The 16,561-nt window shown below is 71.6% G+C and carries 14 protein-coding genes; 7 read left to right on the top strand and 7 right to left on the bottom strand.

Annotation, left to right across the window (positions count from 1 at the left end):
* The first annotated feature begins 99 nt into the window (after positions 1-99).
* The gene (locus tag AABA78_RS23950; protein ID WP_338266108.1) at positions 100-2,208 is read left to right on the top strand and encodes a neutral/alkaline ceramidase; all 2,109 of its coding nucleotides are present in this window, start codon (positions 100-102) and stop codon (positions 2,206-2,208) included.
* 9 nt (positions 2,209-2,217) lie between these two features.
* Here the strand turns inward: AABA78_RS23950 and AABA78_RS23945 are convergent, their stop codons facing one another.
* A complete protein-coding gene (locus AABA78_RS23945) occupies positions 2,218-3,054 on the bottom strand; it encodes a hypothetical protein (RefSeq protein ID WP_338266107.1) in 837 nt (278 codons plus the stop codon).
* Positions 3,055-3,264: 210 nt separating this feature from the next.
* Here AABA78_RS23945 and AABA78_RS23940 point away from each other — a divergent pair, with 210 nt between their 5' ends.
* Positions 3,265-3,759 carry a gluconokinase gene (locus AABA78_RS23940; RefSeq protein WP_338266105.1) on the top strand — a complete coding sequence of 165 codons (495 nt, stop codon included), beginning with the start codon at positions 3,265-3,267 and terminating at the stop codon, positions 3,757-3,759.
* A gap of 6 nt (positions 3,760-3,765) precedes the next feature.
* Here AABA78_RS23940 and AABA78_RS23935 read toward each other — a convergent pair whose 3' ends face one another.
* A complete protein-coding gene (locus tag AABA78_RS23935) occupies positions 3,766-4,392 on the bottom strand; it encodes a phenylalanine--tRNA ligase beta subunit-related protein (RefSeq protein WP_338266103.1) in 627 nt (208 codons plus the stop codon).
* 77 nt (positions 4,393-4,469) lie between these two features.
* Here AABA78_RS23935 and AABA78_RS23930 point away from each other — a divergent pair, with 77 nt between their 5' ends.
* Both AABA78_RS23930 and AABA78_RS23925 read left to right on the top strand, forming a co-directional pair.
* Positions 4,470-4,832, top strand: coding sequence for a cupin domain-containing protein (locus AABA78_RS23930; RefSeq protein ID WP_223641666.1), 363 nt, complete (start codon positions 4,470-4,472; stop codon positions 4,830-4,832).
* A gap of 158 nt (positions 4,833-4,990) precedes the next feature.
* Positions 4,991-6,613 carry an ABC-F family ATP-binding cassette domain-containing protein gene (locus tag AABA78_RS23925; RefSeq protein ID WP_338266099.1) on the top strand — a complete coding sequence of 541 codons (1,623 nt, stop codon included), beginning with the start codon at positions 4,991-4,993 and terminating at the stop codon, positions 6,611-6,613.
* A 42-nt stretch (positions 6,614-6,655) separates the two neighbouring features.
* Here the strand turns inward: AABA78_RS23925 and AABA78_RS23920 are convergent, their stop codons facing one another.
* Genes AABA78_RS23920 through AABA78_RS23910 form a run of 3 tightly spaced genes read right to left on the bottom strand, consistent with a single transcriptional unit; the run spans position 6,656 to position 10,282 of the window.
* Positions 6,656-8,095, bottom strand: coding sequence for an aldehyde dehydrogenase family protein (locus AABA78_RS23920; RefSeq protein ID WP_338266098.1), 1,440 nt, complete (start codon positions 8,093-8,095; stop codon positions 6,656-6,658).
* Positions 8,096-8,122: 27 nt separating this feature from the next.
* Positions 8,123-9,574, bottom strand: a complete 1,452-nt coding sequence (locus AABA78_RS23915) for an aldehyde dehydrogenase family protein (RefSeq protein WP_338266096.1) — start codon at positions 9,572-9,574, stop codon at positions 8,123-8,125.
* Between the two features lie 36 nt (positions 9,575-9,610).
* The gene (locus AABA78_RS23910; protein ID WP_338266093.1) at positions 9,611-10,282 is read right to left on the bottom strand and encodes a TetR/AcrR family transcriptional regulator; all 672 of its coding nucleotides are present in this window, start codon (positions 10,280-10,282) and stop codon (positions 9,611-9,613) included.
* 127 nt (positions 10,283-10,409) lie between these two features.
* Between AABA78_RS23910 and AABA78_RS23905 the strand changes: the two genes are divergently transcribed.
* Complete coding sequence (locus AABA78_RS23905; protein WP_171413119.1) at positions 10,410-11,036, top strand: phospholipase D-like domain-containing protein; 627 nt, start codon at positions 10,410-10,412, stop codon at positions 11,034-11,036.
* 46 nt (positions 11,037-11,082) lie between these two features.
* On the top strand, positions 11,083-12,480 hold the full coding sequence (locus AABA78_RS23900) for a sensor histidine kinase (protein ID WP_338266091.1): 1,398 nt from the start codon (positions 11,083-11,085) through the stop codon (positions 12,478-12,480).
* Between the two features lie 12 nt (positions 12,481-12,492).
* On the opposite strand, the gene AABA78_RS23895 is transcribed toward AABA78_RS23900, so the two are convergent.
* Complete coding sequence (locus AABA78_RS23895) at positions 12,493-12,867, bottom strand: helix-turn-helix transcriptional regulator (RefSeq protein WP_014393392.1); 375 nt, start codon at positions 12,865-12,867, stop codon at positions 12,493-12,495.
* Between the two features lie 429 nt (positions 12,868-13,296).
* The gene (locus AABA78_RS23890) at positions 13,297-14,178 is read right to left on the bottom strand and encodes an NAD(P)H-dependent flavin oxidoreductase (protein WP_338266085.1); all 882 of its coding nucleotides are present in this window, start codon (positions 14,176-14,178) and stop codon (positions 13,297-13,299) included.
* A gap of 239 nt (positions 14,179-14,417) precedes the next feature.
* Here AABA78_RS23890 and AABA78_RS23885 point away from each other — a divergent pair, with 239 nt between their 5' ends.
* Entirely contained in the window at positions 14,418-16,523 is a 2,106-nt protein-coding gene (locus tag AABA78_RS23885) for a HEAT repeat domain-containing protein (protein WP_338266084.1), read from the top strand.
* The last annotated feature ends 38 nt before the right edge of the window (positions 16,524-16,561 follow it).

Genomic DNA, 16,561 nt, shown 5'->3' with positions numbered 1-16,561 from the left:
GGCCTGCCCCCGCATGCGCTGCCCTCGCGGAAGCGGGGGCGACACGCTGGGGTTGCCCTGCCGCCGGGCCCCTTTCTTCCGGAGGCCTTGGAGGACGCCATGCGAAAGCCGACCGCTCGCCTCGCCCCCGTGCTCGGGCTGCTGCTGGGCAGCGTGCTGGCGCTGGGGCCGGGCGCTCCCCCGCGCCTGTCCACCGCGAGCGCGGCCCGAGCTCCGGTGGCCGCTCCGGTGGCCGCTCCGGCGGAGGCGGCGGGCAATTCGTGCGCGGGCTCCTCGAACTTCCTGCTCGGCGCGGCGCGCTCGGACATCACCGGCCCCGCGGCGGAGGTGGGGATGATGGGCTACGGGCAGGTGGGCCAGAAGACGGAGGGCATCCACCTGCGGCTGTACTCGCGCGCGTTCGTCATCGCCTCGCCGTGCAACGGCCGGCGCGTGGCCTTCGTCAGCGCGGACCTGGGCATGGTGTTCCAGGCGGTGAAGCAGCAGGTGGTGGAGCGGCTGCGCGCGAAGCTGGGCGACACGTTCTCCGACGACAACGTGCTGCTCAGCGCCACGCACACGCACTCCGGGCCGGGCGGCTTCAGCCACTACACGCTCTACAACCTGACCAGCCTCGGCTTCGTGCCCCAGAACTTCGAGGCCATCGTCTCCGGCATCACGGACTCCATCGTGCGCGCGAACGCGCGGCTGGCCGAGGGCTCGCTGCGGCTGGCGTCGGGCGACCTGCGCGGCGCCAGCGCCAACCGCTCACCGGAGGCCTACCTGCGCAACCCCGAGTCCGAGCGCGTCCGCTATTCCGACAACGTGGACACCCGCATGACGCTGCTGCGGATGACGGGCGCGGACGGGCGCGAGCTGGGGCTCGTCAACTGGTTCGCGGTGCACGCCACGTCCTTCGGCAACACGAACCACTACATCAGCGGCGACAACAAGGGGCTCGCGGCGCACGCGTTCGAGGTGGGGCAGGGCGGGCTGACGCCCGGAGGCCCTGACACCTTCGTCGCGGCCTTCGCCAACTCGAACGAAGGGGACGTCACGCCCAACATCCTGGGCGGCACGAACGGCGGCGGGGCGAACGACTTCGAGGACGCGGCCCTGTCCGCGAAGAAGCAGTACGACTTCGCCGCCCACCTGTGGGCCACCGCCGCCATGCCCGTGATGGGCGGCGTGGACTACCGGCACACCTACGTGAAGATGGACGCGGTGGACGTCGCGCCCGCGTACGCGGACGGCAGCGCGCACCGCACCTGTCCGGCGGCCATCGGCCTGTCGATGATCGCGGGCGCGGAGGACGGGCCCGGCTTCGGTTCGGAAGGGGCCACGTGCGAGTCCGTGCACGACGTGTGGAACCAGTTCTCCTGCGCCGCCGTCACCACGCCCTGCCAGGGGGAGAAGCCCATCGTCCTGGAGATGGGCTCCATGAAGCCCTACCCGTGGTCGCCGGAGGTGCTGCCGCTGCAGCTGGTGACGGTGGGGCCGCTGGCGCTGGTGGCGGTGCCCTTCGAGCTGACCACCATGGCGGGCCGGCGGCTGCGCGACACGGTGCGCGCGCAGCTGCAGGGCACGGGCGTGACGGACGTGGTCATCGCGGGGCCGGCCAATGCCTACTCGGGCTACGTGGCCACGCGCGAGGAGTACGCGCGCCAGGACTACGAGGGCGCGTCCACGCACTTTGGCCCGTGGACGCTGGCGGCGCTGCAGCAGTCCTTCGCGGGGCTCGCGGGCAGCTTGCGTGAAGGGGCGGCTGTTGCGCCCGGGCCCACGCCGCGCGACCTGCGCAAGGCGGTGGTGGGCCTGCAGCCCGGCGTGGTGTTCGACGACAAGCTGCTCTGGGTGGACTTCGGCGCCGTCGCGCAGGAGGCAAAGGCGTCGTACGCGCGGGGAGACACGGCGAGCGTCACCTTCTGGGGCGGCCATCCGCGCAACGACCTGAAGCTGGGCGGCACCTACCTGCGCGTGCAGCGGCGGCAGGCGGACGGCACGTGGCGGGACGTGGCGCACGACGGGGAGGGCGGCGCGCTGTACCACTGGCAGCGCGAGTACTGCGTGCCCACGCTCGCGTGCTCGCACGTGAGAATCGACTGGCCCATCCCGCTGGACACGCCGCCGGGCACCTACCGGCTGGTGCACGAGGGCAACTGGAAGTCCGGCTGGGACGGGCGCGTGCACCCGTACTCGGGGAACTCGCGCCCGTTCACCGTGCGGTAGCGCGCGCCTTCAGTCGCAGGTGCCGTCCGGGTTGCACTTCTTCTCGCACTTCTTGCAGGTGGCGCCGCCCTTGCCGCACTGGTTCTTGTTGGGCGCGGGGATGCAGCTGTTGCCCTCGCAGCAGCCGTTGCAGGTGGTGGGGTCGCAGCGGCAGGCGCCGCCGATGCACGCCAGGCCCGGGCCACACGCGGCGCTATTGCCGCAGGCGCACTTGCCCCCGCTGCAGCGGTCCGCGTTGAGTCCACAGGCCGGGCCGGTGCCGCAGCCGCAGGTGCCCCGCGGAGTGCAGGTGTCGGTGCGGTCCGCGTCACAGGCCTCGCAGGCGACGCCGCCCACGCCGCAGGTGCGGAACGTGCGCGCCGTGCAGAAGCCGTCGCGGCAGCAGCCGTCCGGACAGTCCAGGCAGAAGGTGCCCGTGCCGCCGTCCGCGCCTCCGTCGGGAGTGGGGCCGGAGGTCAGCCGCACGGTGACCTCCACCTCGTAGCCGTCGCGCACGCTGGCGGTGGCCTCGCCCGTGGCGACCGTGGCGTCGCCGCGCAGGCCCTGCACGCGGACGGTGGCCTGGGTGCCGTTGGCGGCGCCGTCCAGGAGGACGCGGAAGGTCTCGCCGTTCCGCAGCTCGCGGCTGGAGTCCTCTGGCAGGAGCGTGGTGGGCACCTCCGCGCCGTCCGCCGTGCCGGAGACGCGCAGCCGGGTGAGGTTCAGCGAGGGCTCGAACTCGGTGGTGACGAAGAGGGCGGTACCGGCCGCGGCGGCGGGGTCGCGGCAGGCCGCCAGGGTCAGCAGGGTCAGCAGGCCACTGCACAGGAGGAGCCGGACGCGCGCCCGGCCGGGGGGGGCTCCCACGGAAGTCATGATGGGAACGAAGGTAGCGGTTCCTCCGCCGCGACGTGGAAGGCAGGGTGGGCACGGGCGCGAGGGCGTTGGACAGCGGACGCTCGCCCTCCGGTATCCCGGGAGGTTCGGTGTGTCACCGGACATGCTGCTCGCGTGGCGCCGGGCGCGGGACGGCCGCGGCATGAGCGGGCGCTCGAGTCCGTGGGAGGCGGCAACGGCATGGTGGTCATCGTGATGGGCGTCTCAGGCACCGGGAAGTCCACGGTGGGCCGGGCGCTCGCGGACCGGCTGGGGTGGACGTTCGTGGACGCGGACGACCTGCACTCGGTGGAGAACCGCCGGAAGATGGCCTCGGGCACGGCGCTGACGGACGTGGACCGGCAGCCCTGGCTGGAGCTGTTGCGCGCGCGGATGGAGAAGGCGCTGGAGCAGCACGAGGACCTGGTGCTGGCGTTCTCCGGCCTCAAGGAGCTCTACCGCGCCAGGCTCACCGTGGACGCCGAGCGCGAGCGCTGGGTGTACCTGCACGCGCCCGCGGCCGTCATCCGCGAGCGGCTCCAGAAGCGCCTGGGGCACTTCATGCCGGCGTCGCTGCTGGCCAGTCAGCTGGAGACGCTGGAGGTGCCCCGGGACGCCTTCACCGTGGACGTGACGCCGCCGCCGGACCGGGTGGTGGCGCGCATCCTGGAAGGGCTGGACTTGAAGCCCCGCTAGGGTCCTTCAGCGCACGGGCTCGACGGTGGCGCCCAGGCGCTCCAGCAGCTCGCGGTACCAGGTGAAGGCGCGCTCGGCGTGGCCCTTCAGCTCCTTGGTGCCCCACAGCAGCGTGAGGGTGCGGCGCGTGGTGGCGTCCGTCTTGGTGCGCTGGGCGTCCTTCACCGCGTTGGCGCACGGGCCCTGCGCGTCGAAGAGGCACAGCAGGCCCTCCAGGTCGATGGTCTGCCCCGACGCGTTGAAGACGTAGTGGTCGCCCTGGATGGCGGTGGAGACGCGGAACGGCGCCTGCGCGCGGTCCAGGTCCACGACGCTGATGGGCAGGCCGCTGTGCAGCGACACGGCGTTGCACGCGTCCACCGCGGCGTTGATGGTGCCCAGGGTGCCGTCGCCGGAGGCGCGCACCAGGTACTCGGACGCGGGCTTGCCCCGGCCCGTGGGCTTGTAGCCGCCGTGGCGGAGCAGGTCTCGCACGGCGCCCCGCACGGCGTCGTCGCTCTGGACGGGCGCGGTGGCGCCGGGCTTCAGCAGGGCCTGCAGCCAGTCGGGCGCGGGCAGGTCCCCCAGGGGAGCAGGGAAGGAGGAGGTGAAGGCGACGAGGTCGAGGAGGGGATGGTTGTCGACGGTCAGCACGGCGGCACTCTACGCCACGCGCTGGTAGGGTAGGGATGGCCACTGTTCCCCTTCGTCTGCCACCTGGAGCCTTCCGCATGCCCACGCTCATCCCGAAGCCCATCCGTGTGACGGCGGTGGGCAACAAGCCGAAGCTCATCGACGAGTACGTGGGGCGGGTGAACTCCAAGACGTCGAACATCAGCGTGGCCCACATGCGCAGCCCGGGCGGGTGGGAGGAGCCGGGCCAGACGCCCGAGTTCCGTGAAATCACCCTGGTGCTCGCGGGCACGCTGCGGGTGGAGCACAAGGGCGGGGTGATGGACGTGCACGCCGGCCAGACGGTGGTGTGCGAGCCCGGCGAGTGGGTCCGCTACAGCACCCCCGAGGAGGAGGGCGCGGAGTACGTGGCCATCTGCACCCCGGCGTTCTCTCCGGGCACGGTGCACCGGGACGCCTGAGCCCTGCGTTTCACGCCGGGCGGAATCCCGGGCGGGGGCCTGCCTGCCTGGGTGCGTGGATGGACCTGGGGCTGTCGGGGGTTCGGAAGCATCCCTCCGGCGGGCGGCTCGTGGCATAAGGGCGGCCGCCTGATTCCCCGGGCCTTTTCGGTACGCACATGATCCGTCTCGACAACATTGGCAAGCAACACGGTCAGCAGATCCTCTTCATCGAGGCGTCGGCCGCGCTCCACAAGGGCGAAAAGGTGGGCCTGGTGGGCCCGAACGGCGCGGGCAAGACGACGCTGTTCCGGATGATGACCGGCCAGGAGTATCCGGACGAGGGACAGGTCTCCATCGACCGCGGCGTCACCATTGGCTACTTCAGCCAGGACGTCGGTGAGATGGACGGCCGCAGCGCGGTGTCCGAAGTGATGGACGGCGCGGGCCCGGTGAGCACCGTCGCGGCGGAGATGAAGGACCTGGAAGCCGCCATGGGGGACCCGGACCAGGCGGACAACATGGAGAAGCTCGTCGAGCGCTACGGCGTCGTGCAGGGGCGCTTCGAGGAGCTGGGCGGGTACGCGCTGGAGGGCCGCGCGCGCGAAATCCTCGCGGGCCTGGGCTTCAGCGAAGAGATGATGGACGGCGACGTGGGCAAGCTGTCCGGCGGCTGGAAGATGCGCGTGGCGCTCGCGCGCATCCTGCTGATGCGGCCGGACGCCATGTTCCTGGACGAGCCTTCCAACCACCTGGACCTGGAGTCGCTCATCTGGCTGGAGGGCTTCCTCAAGGGGTACGAGGGCGCGCTGCTGATGACGTCGCACGATCGCGAGTTCATGAACCGCATCGTGACGAAGGTGGTGGAGATCGACGGCGGTTCGCTGACGACGTACTCGGGCAACTACGACTTCTACGAGGGCCAGCGCGCGCAGAACGAGGCGCAGCAGCAGGCGCAGTACGAGCGTCAGCAGGCGATGCTCGCGAAGGAGATCAAGTTCATCGAGCGGTTCAAGGCCCGCGCGTCGCACGCCGCGCAGGTGCAGAGCCGGGTGAAGAAGCTGGAGAAGATTGAAAAGGTGGAGCCGCCCAAGCGCCGCTCCACGGTGCTCTTCGAGTTCCAGCCGCCGCCGCGTTCGGGTGACGACGTGGTGAACCTGAAGAACGTGAGCAAGGGCTACGGCAAGCGGACCATCTACGACGGTCTGGACTTCCTGGTGCGCCGCGCGGAGCGCTGGTGCGTGATGGGCGTGAACGGCGCGGGCAAGTCCACGTTGCTCAAGCTGGTGACGGGCACGACGCAGCCGGATGAAGGCACGGTGGCGCTGGGTGGCAGCGTGAAGATGGGCTACTTCGCGCAGCACGCGATGGACCTGCTGGACGGAGAGAAGACGGTCTTCGAGCAGCTGTCGGATTCGTTCCCGAGGGCGGGGCAGGGTTCGCTGAGGGCGCTGGCGGGCTGCTTCGGGTTCAGCGGCGACGAGGTGGAGAAGAAGTGCCGGGTGTTGTCGGGAGGAGAGAAGGCGCGTCTGGTGATGGCGCAGATGCTCTACGACCCGCCGAACTTCCTGGTGCTGGACGAGCCCACGAACCACCTGGACATGGGCACGAAGGAGATGCTGATCACGGCGCTGTCGCGCTACGAGGGCACGATGCTGTTCGTGTCCCACGACCGGCACTTCCTGGGAGCGCTGTCCAACCGCGTGCTGGAGCTGACGCCGGACGGCATCCACAAGTACGGCGGCGGCTACACGGAATACGTCGCGCGCACGGGCCAGGAAGCGCCGGGCCTGCGCAGCTGAGGAGTCCCTGGGGCCCCGTGACTTCGCGGGGCCCCGGCTGGGCTATTCGAACAGCTTGCTCGCGAGCCGCGCCAGGCGCTGGGCCTTGCCGCGGTAGGGCGGGAAGAAGAGGTTCGTGAAGGACGTGCGGCCCTGGCGCACCACCGCGCGCTCGTGGCTGAAGGCCTTGAAGCCCGCCTCGCCGTGATACGCGCCCAGGCCACTCTGGCCCACGCCTCCAAAGGGCAGGTGCGGGTTCACGTTGTGCAACACCACGTTGTTCACCACCGTGCCGCCCGCGCTCGTCTCCTTCAGCAGGCGCTCCACCGTCGCCTCTTCCTGGCTGAAGACATACATGGCCAGCGGCTTGCCTCCCGCGCGAACCTGCGTCACCACTTCATCCAGTGACTCGAAGCGCAGCACCGGCAACAGCGGCCCGAAGATCTCCTCGTCCATCACCGCCGACTCCGGCGTCACGTCCGCCAGCACCGTGGGCGCGATGTAGCGCGTCTCCGCGTGCACGCCGCCTCCCGCCACCACCCGCGCCCCTCCCGCCACGGATTCGTCCAGCAGGCCGCACACGCGCTTGAACGCGCCGTCATCCACCATCCGGCAGAAGTCCGGCGTCGCGCGCCGCGCCTCCTCCGTCTTCCCATAGAAGCGCTCCAGCGCGGCCTTCATCCCCGCCAGCAGCGCCTCTTCCTTCGACGCGTGCACCCAGACGTGGTCCGGCGCGATGCACGTCTGCCCCGCGTTCAGGAACTTCCCCCACACAATCCGCTCCGCCGCCGCGTCCACGTCCGCCGACGCATCCACGATGACCGGCGACTTCCCACCCAGCTCCAGCGTCACCCCCGCCAGGTGCCGCGCCGCCGCCTCCATCACCCGCCGCCCCACGCGCGGCCCACCCGTGAAGAAGAAGTGGTCGAAGGGCAGCCGCAACAGCGCCTCGCCCACCTCCGGCCCTCCCTCCACCAGCGCCACCTCGTCCTGGGGAAAGACGTCCCGCAGCAGCTGCGCCAGGAAGCGCGCCGTGCCCGGCGTCTTCTCACTGGGCTTGCACAGCACGGCGTTGCCCGCCGCCACCGCCGCCACCAGCGGCGACACCAGCAGGTGGAACGGGTAGTTCCACGGGGCCAGGATGAGCACCACGCCCCGTGGCTCCGGGTGCACCTCGCTCTTCGTGCCCGCGAGCAACAGCGGCGCCCCCACCTTGCGCGGCTTCATCCACGCCTTCAGGTGCTTCTGCACGTGCGCCAGCTCCAGCAGCACGGGGAGGATTTCCGTCGCCTCCACCTCCGCCGCCGGCTTGTGGAAGTCCTCGTGCAGGGCGTCCGCCAGCTCCTCGCGCCGCTCCAGCAGCAGCGCCTTGAGCTTCTCCAGCCGCGCGAGGCGCTCCTTCGGCCCCGTCTTCGCCAGCTCCCAGCGGCGCGCCTGGAGGCGGTCGAACACCGCCTGCAGGTCTCCGGGGACCAGGGCCTCCTCCACTGACACCACGCGCATGCCGGCTCCTCTTTCCCTCGCCCGTGCCTACTCCAGCATCCGGGTCGCGCGGGAGGCCCATTCCTGGGCCTTTCCCCGATACGGCGGGAAGAACACGGCAGCCAGCGACTTCATCCACTGGACCATCACCGCCCGCTCGTGGCTGAACGTCTTGAAGCCGTAGTGCCCGTGGTAGTTCCCCAGCCCGCTCATCCCCACCCCGCCGAACGGCAGGTTCGGGTTCGCCACGTGGATGAGCACGTTGTTCACCACCACCCCGCCCGACGTCGTGTGCTGGAGCACCTCCTCCACCATCTTGGAGTCCTGCGAGAACACGTACAGCGCCAGCGGCTTCCCGCCTTCGTTGATGTGCGCGTAAACCTCTTCGCGCCGCTCGTACGTCAGCACCGGCAACACCGGCCCGAAGATTTCACCCTCCATGATGGGCATCTTCGTCGTCACCCCGGACAACACCGTGGGCGACACGTATCGCGACGGCCCGTCCGCCGTTCCCCCCGCCTCCACCTTCGCCCCCGCGGCGACCGTGCGGTCGAGCACCTCCTTGAGCCGCCTCCACGCCGCCGGGTCCACCACGCGCGCGAAGTCCGGGCTCGCCTGACGCTCGGCCTCCGTCTCCCCGTAGAAGCGCGTCAGCACCGCCTTGAAGGCCTCCAGGAACGCCTGCTGCTTCGACGCGGGCACGTAGATGTAATCCGGCGCCACGCACGTCTGGCCCGCGTTGACGAACTTGCCCCACGCCAGCGCCTCCGCCGCCGCCTTCAGGTTCGCCGACTCGTCGATGATGACCGGCGACTTGCCGCCCAGCTCCAGCGTCACGCTGGAGAGGAACTTCGTCGCCGCCGCCATCACCTTGCGGCCGATGTTCGGGTTGCCCGTGAAGAAGAAGTGGTCGAACGGGTGCTGGAGCAGCGCCTCCGCCACCTCAGCGCCGCCCTCGAACACCGCCACCTCGTTCTCCGGGAACACGTCCCGCACCAGCTTCGCCAGGAAGCGCGACGTGTGCGGCGTCTTCTCACTGGGCTTGAGCATCACCGCGTTGCCCGCGGCGATGGCCGCGATGAGCGGCGCCACCAGCAACTGGAACGGGTAGTTCCACGGCGACAGGATGAGCACCACGCCCTTCGCCTCGTAGCGCACGTGGCTGGACGCGCCCTTGAGCGTCAGCGGCGTCGCCACCCGCTTGGGCTTCATCCACCCCTTCAGGTGCTTCACCGTGTGGTTCAGCTCCTCCAGCGTGGGGTGCACCTCCGTCAGCTCCACCTCCACCGCCGGCTTGCGGAAGTCCTGGTGGATGGCCTCCGCCAGCGGCTCGCGCCTCGCGATGATGGCCTCGCGCAGCTTGCGCAGCCTCGCGATGCGCTCCGCGGGCGTGCTGCGCGACAGGTTCCAGCGGTTCGCGCGCTGCGCTTCGAATACCGCGCGGATGCGGTCCACTTCGGCCGAGGCCTGGGGGAGGAGGGACGCGACGGCTTCCAGCATGACAAAGCTCCGTTTCTAGAAACTGTGAGAGGTGGCTCAGCGGGACTCGAGCCCGCGAAGAAGGGTGGTGATGGCCGCCGTCAGCTCGGCGGTGAAGTCCACGCGCAGGGGCGCCATGTGCGGCAGCGTCAGCACCTCGCGCGCCACGGGCGCGATGTCCGCCATCTGCCGCAGGCCCGTCATCAGCGCGTGCACGTGGCGGATGAGCTGGCCCGCCATCTGGGGCGTGAGGAAGGGCAGCCGCGCCTGGAGCAGCGCCGCCGTCGTCCCCATGGCCACCAGCACGCGCTCCTTGAACGCCTGCGCCTGCGCCACGGTCACGTTCTGCTCCAGCACCGTCTGCATCAGCGCCAGCAGCCGCGTGAAGGTCTCCTCCCCCTCCAGCGACCCGGCCACCGCGCACGCCAGCTGGTGGCCCGTCCACGTGCCGCCCTGGGCCAGGCGCCTGTTCAGCTTCGCGAACCACGCGGTGAGCAGGTCCTCCAGGAGCGCCAGGAACAGCGCCTCCTTCGTCGGGAAGTAGAGGAACACCGTCCCCTTCGCCAGGCCCGTGCGCGCCGCGACGTCCGCCATCTTCACCTGGGCGAACGACGTCGCCTCGAACAGCGCGCGCGCCGCGTCCAGCAGCTCCCGCCGCCGCGCTTCCTTGTCCTCGTCCCGCCGCGCCCGCAGCGGAATGACCCGCTTCGCGGCCAGTGCTCCCGCCATGACCCGGAGTTAAATGACCCCCGGTCATCGGTCAAGCCGCCGCGCCGGCCTCCTTCCACCGGCGGACACCTCGAAGGGGGCAGGGGGATGGCGCCGTGTAATCCCGTGTGCGACGCTGGGTGACATGATGAGGCCCATCGACGCGGAGCTGCTGTCGGGGAGCGCGCTGTACCGGGAGGTCGTGCTGCGCAAGCTGGCCCACGCGCGCGAGTCGGTGTGGATGGCCACCGCCAACGTGAAGGCCATGTACGTGGAGCGCTCGAAGGGCGCGTTCGTGCCGCTGCTGGAGGTGCTGGACGGGCTGGCCGCCCGGGGCGTGGCGCTGCGGCTCCTGCACGCGGAACTGCCCAGCCGGCCGTTCCGGGCCGCGTTCGACGCCCGCTCCCGGCTGGTGAAGGGCGGGCTGGAACTGAAGGTGTGCCCGCGCGTGCACTTCAAGGCGGTGGTGGTGGATGGCGCCTGGGTCTACCTGGGAAGTGCCAACCTCACCGGCGCGGGACTGGGCGCCAAGGGCGATGACGTCCGCAACTTCGAGATGGGCTTCGTGACCGAGGACTTCGACACCATCGACCGGACGACCGCCCTCTTTGACGCGGTGTGGAGCGGCGCCGAGTGCCGCGGGTGTCGGCTCCGCGCGGTGTGTCCGGACCCCATCTTGCCCTCCGGCGTCGGACAGGCGAAGAAACGGGGACGGGACGCGGTGCGGTTGGGGAAGTCCCGGCGATTGAGCCGTCCACGGGAGGACTCGCCATGACGCTGGACTTCGCGCCTCGCCGCGCGCGCGGGCGGACCGGACTGGAGTGACGCTCCCGGCCGCCAGAGCGTGGGACGCCGCGGACGCGGATGTCCGGGCCCGTCAGCGGGTCCGGCGGCGCACGTATTGGCTGTGCGCGCTGCTCATCTCGCTGGGCTCGCTGGCGCATCCGCTGATGCTGGGCGGCTTCCGCGCCGACTTCCTCGCGGTGCACCTGGTGTGGGCCGGGACGTTCTTCGTGCTGGGGGCGGCCGTGGGGGCCGGGTGGCTGCGTCCGCCGTTCAGCGGCATCGCGGCGGGCACCGTCAGCCTGACGGCGCTCACGGTGTGCATCCAGCTCACCGGCGGCCTGGCGAGCCCGCTGTTCCCCTCGTTCTACACGGTGCCTCTCTTCGTCGCCGTCTTCGTCCCGGGCCAGCGGCTGCCGGTGTGGTCCGCCATCGGCGGCACGCTGGCGGCGGTGGTGCTGATGACGTGGCTGGCGCGCGTGCCCTGGACGGTGTTCGTCAGCCAGTGCATCAGCCTCGTCTTCGTGTTCGCGGTGTCCGCGCACGGCGCGGAGGCCTTCCGCAAGCTGCGCGCCGCGGAGCGCACCGCGCACCTGGAGCGCGTGGAGGCCCTGCGGCGGCTGGCGGAGAGCGAGTCGCGCCGCGCGCGCGTGGAGCGCCAGCGCGCGGAGGTGGAGCGGCTGGTGGTGGTGGGGCAGCTGGCCGCGGGCGTGGCCCACGAGGTGAACAACCCGCTCGCGTACGTGAAGTCGAACCTGCACTACCTCCAGGAGGAATGGGCGCACGGCGCGCCCGACGACCTGGAGGACGTGCGGCGCGTGCTGGATGAAACGCAGCAGGGCGTGCTGCGCATCCAGCAGATCGTCACCGACCTGCGCCTGTTCTCCCGCGAGGCCCCCGACGGCGCGGAGTCCTGCGACGTCGCGGAGACGCTGGCCGAGGCGCAGCGGCTGGCCTCGGTGCGGCTGCGGAGCCTGGGCGTGGTGGAGCGCGACGTCACGCCGGGGCTGGCCCCCGCGCGCGTCACGGCCCGCCACCTGGTGCAGGTGCTGGTGAACCTGCTGCTCAACGCCGCGGACGCGCTGGAGGCCGCCCGCTCCAGCAAGCCCGCGCACGTGATGCTGCGCGCGCGCATGGACGACGGCCGCGTGCGGGTGGAGGTGGAGGACAACGGACCGGGCATCCCGGAGGCCGCGCTGCCGCGCCTCTTCGAGCCCTTCTTCACCACCAAGCCGCCCGGCAAGGGCACCGGCCTGGGCCTGGCGCTCTGCCGCGACTACGTGGCGCGCGCGGGCGGCACCCTGGAGGCGGAGAACCGCGCGGAAGGCGGTGCGCGCTTCATCCTCCGGCTGCCCGTCGCCGGCACTTCATCCCCCCCTGTCCACCGCGAAGCCCCCGCTCCCGTGGACGCGAACGCGGAGCCCGCGGCCGAGTAGCCCCTCCGCGCTTCATCGCTCCAGCGCGTGCGCGACCTGACCCAAGAGGCGCAGGCGCGGGGAGTCCAGCTTGCGCACGGTGCGCATGAGGCGGCGCACCTCGGGACGCTCGCGGTACTCCGGCGGGTCCTCCGCGAGCTGCGGCGCGCCGTCCTCCGTCACCGCCGCCGTCGCGCTCAACCCGAGCAGCACGTCCGACGAGCAGCTGAGCACCAGGCACAGCTTCCGCAACGTCCGCACGCTGGGCAGCATGTGCCCGCGCTCCAGCCGCCCGTACACCTCGGTGGCGATGCCAACGCGCTCGGCGACATCGGCCTGCGTCAGCTCCAGCCGCTGCCGGGCCACTCGCACCGCGTTTCCAATGAGGGTTGCCAGTCGTTGTTCCATGGCGTGGAAAACCTGTCGAAAGAGGAGCTTCTCCCCCCGCTTTTCAGACGGAGAGGTACCGGGGAGAAGTCGCTGCCTTGCGTGACCTCGTGAGACACAGATTAAGAGTGGGGTCTGACATCTCCGGGCATGCGGACAGGGCCCGCAAACCCTCGACAATCCGCCGTTTCCGCCGTTCTCGCGCACGCGTTTCGCAAGGCTTCCCGGGTGATTTTTTCGCGGGTGCCTCGCGCGTCGAACCGGGGTGGTAGGCGGGCGCGCTCGCGCCCCTCCCATGACGTCACGGGAAGGCCGTGTGAGGTCGCCCGACGTGCCAGGTTGCTTCGTGGGCTGGGAGACGGTTTCGCGAGGGTCCGGGGAGACCGCGCGCTTCCGGCGGGACGTGGCCGGAAGCGGGGCCTTCACACCCGGAGCCGCTTCAGCGCGGCTTCAGGATTCGGACGGCAGCGCGGCGCGTGCTTCGGAGTACTCGCGCACCATGCGCTCGACGACGGTGGCGGCGGGCAGCACGTCCTTCACGAAGGCCACGCCCTGGCCCGCGCTCCAGGTGTCCTTCCACGCCTTGCCCTGGCCCGCGCGGAAGCGCTCCAGCGCTCTCTTGATGAAGTTGCCGTGCACGCCCGTCACCTCCTTCGTGTACTCCAGGTCCTCCGGGTTCGAGTCCACCAGCGCCTGCTTGTAGTCGGGCGCGGCGCCCGCCTCCTCCGTGGCCAAAAAGCGCGTGCCCACGTACGCGCCATCCAGCCCCAGCGCGAGCGTCGCGGCCAGGTGGCGCCCCGTGGACAGCGCGCCCGCGAGCACCACCGGCACGCCCAGCTCCGCCTTGAGCCACGGCCCCAGCACCAGGGGGCTCAGGTTGCCCGCGTGGCCGCCCGCGCCGCTGCCCACGGCGACGAGCGCGTCCACGCCCGCCTTCACGGCCTTCTCCGCGTGGCGCAGCGAAATCACGTCGCTCCACACCTTGCCGCCGTACGCGTGCACGCGCTCCACGATGGGCGTGGGGTCGCCCAGGCTGGTGATGACCAGCGGGACCTTGCGCGCCACCGTCGCGGCCACGTCCTCCTCCAGGCGCTCGGCCCACTTGAGGATGAGGTTCACGCCGAAGGGCACGTTCTTGGGGAACGTGTCGAGGAAGTCCCGGTACGCCTGCGCGGTGCGGAAGTTGAGCGACGGCACCGCGCCGATGGCGCCCGCGCGTCCGGCGGCCTCCAGCAGCGCGGCGTTGGACACCAGGAACATGGGCGCGGCGATGATGGGATAGCGGATGCCCAACATCCGGGTGACGGCGGTGTCGATGCGCGAAGGGGCCATGACGCGCATTGGACCATGCGTGCACGCGGGCGCGAGGCCGAAAAATCGGCCTGGGCGGCGTTGTCAATCACAGCGTGTCCTGGCGGGGGAAAACCCCTGGTGTTTCCGTGGTTTACGTAGCACGTAGGGCTGACATAAGGTGCCCGCCCCGGCGATGAGCCGGGAAGCCGGGGAGTCCCTTCGGTGTCGCGAACCGGGGAGCGCCGCCGAGCGCCTTCGCGGGGAGGCCAGAGCCAGTCGTGAGTGACGAGCGTCCGGACGCGCTGCTCAAGAGCGCACTCGAAAAGATCGTCTACTTCGAGGCCCGTGCGCAGCAGTTGCATGGCGAGCTGGCGTCCGCGCGCGACGAGCTTTCGCACCTCAGGGAGGACCTGGCGGAGGGGCACCAGCGTGAGCTGGACCTGCGCCGGGAGGTGGCCGAGCTGGAGGTGAAGAGCGGCCGTGCGCAGGCGGAGCGCGAGGAGCTGACGCGGGTCAACCACGCGCTGCGGCTGGAGCGGGACCAGCTGATGGCGAAGCTGCTGGACGCGAGCCGGATCCACTCCTCCGGGCAGGCGCGCCCGGTGGTGGACGACGATGCCGACGAGTTGGGGTTCGACCTGGCGTCGTTCATCTCGCAGCTGCGCAGCGAGGTGATCCTCCGCGGGGACGTGCCGGCGGTGCGCACGCCGTACAGCGGGCCCGCGGTGCCGCTGAAGTCCCACGAGCCGATCGTCCCGTGGACGGAGCGCCCCGCGGCGCCCATTCCTCCGCGAGCGCATGCGGTGTCCTCGGGCGCGGCGGATTCAGGGCTGTCGCCGGTGGCGCGCGAGGCGCAGCGGCTGCAGAGCGAGGGCCGCCTGCGGGTGAGCCCGGAGCAGATGGCGGAGCTGTCCGGGCACGCGGGCAGCACCACGGACGAGACGCTGTTCGGGTTCTCCGTGCGGGAGCTGTCGGCGGCGGACGCGGCGGCGCGGGTTCGTGCGGCGGAGCGGCTGAAGGCGCTGGCGCATCCGGCGGCGGCGCCCGCGCTGGCGGCGGCGCTGCATGCGGAGACGGACGCGACGGCGCAGGTGGCGCTGGTGCAGGCGTTCGCGGGGCTGTGCCGGGAGGAGGGCGCGTCGGTGGTGTCGCCGCTCCTGTCGTCGCCGGTGCCGGAGGTGCGCATCGCGGCGTTGAAGGCGCTGCTGGTGCTGGCGCCGAAGGACGCGGCGCCGCACCTGGCGCAGGCGATGAAGGACTCGGACCGGTCGGTGCGCCGGCGCGCGTCGCTGCTCGCCCTGGGGTTGGAGGGGGAGACGGCGCGGCGGCTGGGCGAGGACGCGATTCACGACACGGATCCGGAGGTCCGCGCGCTGGCGGCGCTGGCGCTGGGCGCGGGCCGGGGTGAGAACGCGCGGACGCTGCTCTTGAGCGCGCTGGATGACGGCGAGGCGCGCGTGCGCAAGGCGGCGGCGCAGAGCCTGTCGCGCATCCTGGGGCACGACGTGTCCGCGGTGGTCGCGCTGGATGATGCCCACCGGCGCCGGGAGATCCGCCGGCTGGCGACGCTGCCCGTGAAGCCCGTGCGCGCGACGCTGGACGTGAAGCCCGTGGAGCCCGTGCGCGTGGCCCCTGTGGAGGTGGCGCAGGGCGCGCAGCCGGTGATGCAGACCGTGGCGCAGGGTGCTCAGCCCGTGGCGGTGCAGGGCGCGCAGCCGGTGTTCGCGCAGGCGCCTCAGGTGGCCGCTCACGACGTGCAGCCGCAGCAGGTGAATGCTCCGGTCGTGGCGCAGCAGCCCATCCCTTCGATTCCCGCGCACGCCGTGCCGATGTCGCTCGCGGCCGAGGCCGCCAACACCTCTCAGTGGACCGCCGCCCCCGCGCTCGCGGTCGCCACCGTGGGCGCGGCCCGCTCCGCACCGGCGATGATGCACGGCGCGGCTTCCGCTCCCGCCCGGGTCGCGAACGGTGGGCCCGTGTCGTTCGCTTCGGGCCCTTCCGCGCCGCCGTCGCGCCCCGTGGCCTCCGTTCCTCCTGCCGCGCCCGTGCAGCGCTCCGCGCCTGTGCCGCCCGCCGCGCCCGCGCAGCCCGCCGCGAGACGGACGCCCGTGCAGGCCGCGCTGGTTGCCATGGGCGCGCCTCCTCCCGCCCGGGCTCCCGCGCCCGCTGCGCCGCCGCCTGTTCCTCCCAAGCGCGGCCCGTCTCCCGTGGAAGCGCTGTGTGGGGCGATGTTGCAGGAGGTGCGGGTCGCCGTCCGGGGACGCTCGCTCGCCGAGCTGACGTCCGGGCTGTCCGCTCCGGCGGAGCTGGCCCAGGAGGCTGTTGCCCTGCTGGTGGCCCGAGGGGCCATCGTGCGAAGGGGGCACAAATACTTCGCCGCTTGAGGCAAGGTGCACGCAAGCCGGGCCTCACACGTCATCCG

It is taken from the genome of Corallococcus caeni (genome assembly GCF_036245865.1).
Taxonomy (GTDB): domain Bacteria; phylum Myxococcota; class Myxococcia; order Myxococcales; family Myxococcaceae; genus Corallococcus; species Corallococcus caeni.
Note: the sequence above shows the minus strand (reverse complement) of the source record. Positions and strands in the feature narration are given on the sequence as shown.

What these genes read in the sequence shown, in the direction of transcription:
- AABA78_RS23950 (WP_338266108.1), top strand. Translation starts at nt 100, where the DNA reads ATGCGAAAGCCGACCGCTCGCCTCGCCCCCGTGCTCGGGCTGCTGCTG.
- AABA78_RS23940 (WP_338266105.1), top strand. Translation starts at nt 3,265, where the DNA reads ATGGTGGTCATCGTGATGGGCGTCTCAGGCACCGGGAAGTCCACGGTG.
- AABA78_RS23930 (WP_223641666.1), top strand. Translation starts at nt 4,470, where the DNA reads ATGCCCACGCTCATCCCGAAGCCCATCCGTGTGACGGCGGTGGGCAAC.
- AABA78_RS23925 (WP_338266099.1), top strand. Translation starts at nt 4,991, where the DNA reads ATGATCCGTCTCGACAACATTGGCAAGCAACACGGTCAGCAGATCCTC.
- AABA78_RS23920 (WP_338266098.1), bottom strand. Translation starts at nt 8,095, where the DNA reads ATGCGCGTGGTGTCAGTGGAGGAGGCCCTGGTCCCCGGAGACCTGCAG.
- AABA78_RS23915 (WP_338266096.1), bottom strand. Translation starts at nt 9,574, where the DNA reads ATGCTGGAAGCCGTCGCGTCCCTCCTCCCCCAGGCCTCGGCCGAAGTG.
- AABA78_RS23910 (WP_338266093.1), bottom strand. Translation starts at nt 10,282, where the DNA reads ATGGCGGGAGCACTGGCCGCGAAGCGGGTCATTCCGCTGCGGGCGCGG.
- AABA78_RS23905 (WP_171413119.1), top strand. Translation starts at nt 10,410, where the DNA reads ATGAGGCCCATCGACGCGGAGCTGCTGTCGGGGAGCGCGCTGTACCGG.
- AABA78_RS23895 (WP_014393392.1), bottom strand. Translation starts at nt 12,867, where the DNA reads ATGGAACAACGACTGGCAACCCTCATTGGAAACGCGGTGCGAGTGGCC.
- AABA78_RS23890 (WP_338266085.1), bottom strand. Translation starts at nt 14,178, where the DNA reads ATGGCCCCTTCGCGCATCGACACCGCCGTCACCCGGATGTTGGGCATC.